Annotated in this window: 4 protein-coding genes; all 4 read left to right on the top strand. The window is 69.6% G+C overall.

Annotated features, from left to right (window positions below):
- Positions 1-784 (top strand): ABC transporter permease (locus AC5JJ6_RS42400; RefSeq protein WP_496047837.1); only part of this gene is annotated, 784 nt, incomplete at its 5' end.
- A complete protein-coding gene (locus tag AC5JJ6_RS42395) occupies positions 781-2,610 on the top strand; it encodes a dipeptide/oligopeptide/nickel ABC transporter permease/ATP-binding protein (protein WP_496047836.1) in 1,830 nt (609 codons plus the stop codon). The genes AC5JJ6_RS42400 and AC5JJ6_RS42395, both read left to right, overlap by 4 nt.
- 14 nt (positions 2,611-2,624) lie before the next feature.
- Complete coding sequence (locus AC5JJ6_RS42390; protein WP_496047835.1) at positions 2,625-3,596, top strand: ABC transporter ATP-binding protein; 972 nt, start codon at positions 2,625-2,627, stop codon at positions 3,594-3,596.
- A gap of 57 nt (positions 3,597-3,653) precedes the next feature.
- On the top strand, positions 3,654-4,640 hold a 987-nt coding region (locus AC5JJ6_RS42385), incomplete at its 3' end, for an NAD(P)/FAD-dependent oxidoreductase (protein ID WP_496047834.1).

The following is a 4,640-nucleotide window of genomic DNA, read 5'->3' as shown; positions in this document are numbered from 1 at the left end:
GCTCGGCCTGAACCGGCCGGTGCTGGAGCAGTACCTTCACAGCATGGCGGGCCTGCTGCGGGGAGATCTCGGATATTCCATGATGGATGGAGCGCCGATTGCCGGAGAGATCGCGACACGCCTGCCGCGCACGCTGGAACTGATAGGGGCAGCCGCCCTGATCAGCGTCCTGGTCGGCGTCTCGACCGGCACGCTGGCGGCGGTCGGCGCCGGCGGAGCGTTCGACCGGATCGCTTCGGCGCTGGCCGGGCTGGGCTTGGCGGTGCCGGTCTTCGTGATCGGCACGCTGGCGATCCTGGTGTTCGCCCAGTCGCTCCGGCTGGTGCCTGCGGGCGGCTTCGTCCCCTTCACGCAGGACCCGGCGCAGCACCTGACCCTGCTGATGATGCCGGCGGGGACCATCGCGGTCGGCCTGTCGGCGATCATGTTCCGGGTGACGCGGAGCGCCGTGCTTGAAGTGACGCTGCGCGACTATGTCCGGACGGCGCGGGCCAAGGGGCTGTCGTTCCGTCGCATCCTGACGCGGCACATCCTGCGGAATGCGCTGATCCCCGTCGTCACAGTCCTGGCGCTCAACCTGGGAACGCTGCTGGGCGGAACCGTGCTGGTCGAATACGTCTTCAACTGGCCGGGGCTGTCGGGGCTGCTGGTCGATGCGGTCAACGGGCGCGACTACCCGGCCGTGGTCGGCGTGGTGCTGGTGATCTCGATCCTGTTCGTCACGCTCAACTTCGTCGTCGATATCCTCTACGCGGTGCTCGACCCGCGGGTGAGGCACGGATGAGGCGGCTGCCCTGGATTCCGATATCCGCCGTCGGCCTGATCGTGCTGGCGGCACTGGCGGCGCCATTTACCGGGCTGGCCGATCCGGTCGCGATGGACGTGGCGCACCGGCTGGCGGGACCCTCGGTCGCCCATCCCTTGGGTCAGGACGAGTATGGCCGGGACGTCCTGTCGCGCCTGATCTGGGGAGCGCGGACCTCGCTCGGCATCGCCTTCGCCGCCGCCGCCATTGCCTGCGTCGTCGGCACGATCCTGGGTCTGGTCGGCGGCTATCTCAGGGGTGTCGCGGAACTGCTGGCCGTCCGGTCGATGGACGTGGTCCTGTGCTTTCCGCCGCTGCTGCTGGCGCTGCTGGTCGTGACGCTGCTGGGGCCGGGGGCGAGCACGCTGATCCCGGTGCTGGCCATCGTCTACCTGCCCAGCTTCACCCGCGTCGCCTATGCCGGCGTCCTGTCGGTGCGCGGGCATGAATACGTCACGGCGATGAAGGTGCTGGGGGCGGGACGGCTGCGGATCATGACGCGGACGATCCTGCCCAACATCGCCGGCCCCGTCCTGGTCCAGTTCAGTCTGGCCGCCGCTTCGGCGGTGGTGCTGGAATCCGGGCTGTCGTTCCTGGGGCTCGGCGTGGTCCCCCCGGCCCCGAGCTGGGGTCTGATGATCGGGGCCGCGCGCGGCACGATGGTCCAGGCGCCGCTTTTGCTGCTGTGGCCCTGTCTGGCGCTGACGGTGACCATCCTGGCGATGAACGCGCTGTGCGACGGCCTGCGCGACGTGCTCGATCCCCATCCGGCAGCGAGGCGTGCCTCCTGGTTCTCGCGCTTCCGCCGCATCGCGGCTCCGGCTGCGACCGAGCCGGCCGAACCGGGCACCGTGCTGGACGTGCGCGGCCTGACCGTCGCCATCGGCAACCCTGGGGACGGCAAGCTGGCGGTGCGGGACGTCTCGTTCCATGTCCGAGAGGGCGAGACGCTGGCGATCGTCGGCGAGAGCGGGTCTGGCAAGTCGCTGATGAGCCTATCGGCCATCGGCATGGTCCCCGCCGGCGTGGAGGTTTCCGGCGGCACCGCGACGATGGAGGGGAAGGACCTGTTGGCCCTGCCGGCGGCTGAGCTGCGGAAGCTGCTGGGCGACAGGATGGCGATGATCTTCCAGGACCCCGGCAGCAGCCTGAACCCGGTCCACCGCGTCGGCTCCCAGATCGCGGAGGCGATCCGCGCGCACCGTCCGGTCTCCCGCCGCGCCGCCACGGCCCAGGCGGTGACGCTGCTCCGCAACGTCGGCATCCCCGATCCGGAGCGCCGGGCCAAGGCGTTCCCGCACGAGTTGTCCGGCGGCATGCGGCAGCGGGTGATGATCGCGATGGCCATCGCCAACGGCCCGCGCCTGCTGGTCGCGGACGAACCGACCACCGCGCTGGACGTCACCATCCAGGCCCAGGTGCTGGACTTGCTGGCATCCCTCAAGCGCGACGGCGGGCTCGGGCTGCTGTTCATCACCCACAGCCTGCCGGTGGTGGCGGAGATCGCCGACCGGGTCGCCGTCATGTACGCGGGCGAGATCCTGGAGGAGGGGCCGACCGCCGAGATCTTCGCCGACCCACGCCACCCCTATACGGCGGCCCTGCTGCGCAGCGCACCGAAGGACGACGGCCCGGCTCCCGAAGGCATTCCCGGAACCGTGCCGGTGCCGGGCGACCTGCCGGCCGGCTGCGTGTTCGCCCCGCGCTGCGACAAGCGCATCGATACCTGTGTGAAGACCCGGCCGCCGCTGTTCAATATCGGTCCCGGCCGGGCATCCCGTTGCATCCGGTGGGCATCCCTATGACGGACGGTCTTTCCATGACGAACAGTCTGATCGAAGGCCGCAACATGAGCCGGTCGTTCCACGGTGGCGGTTTCTTCCGCCGGGGCCGGTCGATCCAGGCCGTCAGCGACGTTTCGATCTCGCTCTCGCGCGGCGAGGCGGTCGGGCTGGTGGGAGAGAGCGGGTCGGGCAAGAGCACGATCGGCCGGCTGATGCTGGGGCTGATGGACCTCAGCGCCGGGCGGATCACGTTCGACGGCGACGACCTCGCCACTCTCGACGACAAGCGCCGAAGGGCGCTCCGCCGCCGCATGCAGATGGTCTTCCAGGACCCCTATTCCAGCCTGGATCCCCGGCGGACCGTGGGTTCGCAGGTGGAGGACGGGCTTGCCATCCACGATATCGTGCCGAAGGACCAGCGCCGCGAGCGGGTGGTGGAGCTGCTGGGGCGGGTGGGGCTGGAGCCGCACCACGCCGACCGGACGCCGCGCCAGTTCAGCGGCGGCCAGCGCCAGCGCGTCGCCATCGCGCGGGCGCTGGCGACCGATCCGGACTTCCTGGTCGCGGACGAGCCGGTGTCGGCGCTGGACGTCTCGGTACAGGCCCAGGTGATGGCCCTGCTTGCCGACCTGCGCTCCCGGCTGGGTCTGGCGATGCTGTTCATCAGCCACGACCTGCCGGTGGTTCGCCACCTGTGCGACCGCGTCGTGGTGCTCTATCTGGGCCGCGTGATGGAGGAAGGACCGGTCGAGGCCGTCTTCTCCGCCCCGCACCATCCCTATACCCGCGCGCTGCTGTCGGCGGCCCCCAGCCTTCACGCCGCATCCCGGCGCGAGCGCGTCGTGCTGCGCGGCGAGCCGCCCAGCCCCGCCAATCCTCCCTCCGGCTGCGTCTTCCGGACCCGCTGCCCCAGCGCGATCGAGGCCTGCGCCGGGGTGGTTCCGGTGCTGGAGACGCGGGGCGATCCCAGCCACCGCGTTGCCTGCATCCGGCACGACATCGGCTGACCCGTTCGGACCACCAGTTCTCCCGCTTTCCGGCATAATCGAGGAAACCGCCAAATCATGGCACCCCGTATCGATCAAATCGAAACAGATCAGGTCATTCCAAAACGCGTCGATGTCGTGATCATCGGCGGCGGCATCGTCGGCGTCTGCACCGCTATGTTCCTGGCCGAGAAGGGCGTCTCGGTGGCGCTTTGCGAAAAAGGGCATATCGCTGCTGAGCAATCCAGCCGCAACTGGGGCTGGTGCCGCAAGATGGGCCGCGATGTCGCCGAAATCCCGCTGGCGATCGAGAGCCTGCGGTTCTGGGAGCAGATGAACACGCGGGTCGAGGGCGAGACCGGCTTCCGCAAGGAAGGCGTGGTTTATCTGTGCGAGACCCAGGACGACATCGCCCGGCACGAGGAATGGCTGGAGCACGCCCGGCCCTATCAGCTCGACAGCCATCTGCTCAGTCCCGACGCGGTGGACAAGCTGCTGCCCGGCTCCGCCCGGAAGTGGAAGGGAGCGCTCTACACGCCCAGCGACGGCCGCGCCGAGCCTCAGAAAGCGGCCCCCGCCATCGCCGCCGCCGCCCGCCGGATGGGCGCCCATATCCTGACCGGCTGCGCCGTGCGCGGGATCGAGACATCGGCCGGCAAGGTGTCGGGCGCCGTGACGGAGAAGGGGACGATCGCCTGCGATACCGTCGTCGTGGCCGGGGGAGCGTGGTCGCGGCTGTTCCTCGGCAACATGGGCGTGTCGTTCCCGCAGCTCAAGATCTTAGGCTCGGTGATGCGGACCAAGCCGCTCGACGGCGTGCCGTCGCAGGCGGTCGGCGCTTCCGACTTCGCGTTCCGCCGCCGGTTGGACGGCGGCTACACCGTGGCGCAGCGCGGCGCCAACATCGCTCCGATCGTGCCCGACAGCTTCCGCCTGTTCTTCGACTTCCTGCCGGCCTTGCGGAAGCAGTGGCACGAGCTTCGGCTCCGGGTCAACGGCCGCTTCATCGAGGAATGGCAGATCCCCAAGCGCTGGTCGCTGGACCAGAAGACCCCGTTCGAAACA

The sequence above is a fragment of the Skermanella sp. genome, assembly GCF_059503625.1.
This window is presented reverse-complemented; position numbering and strand designations above follow the sequence as displayed.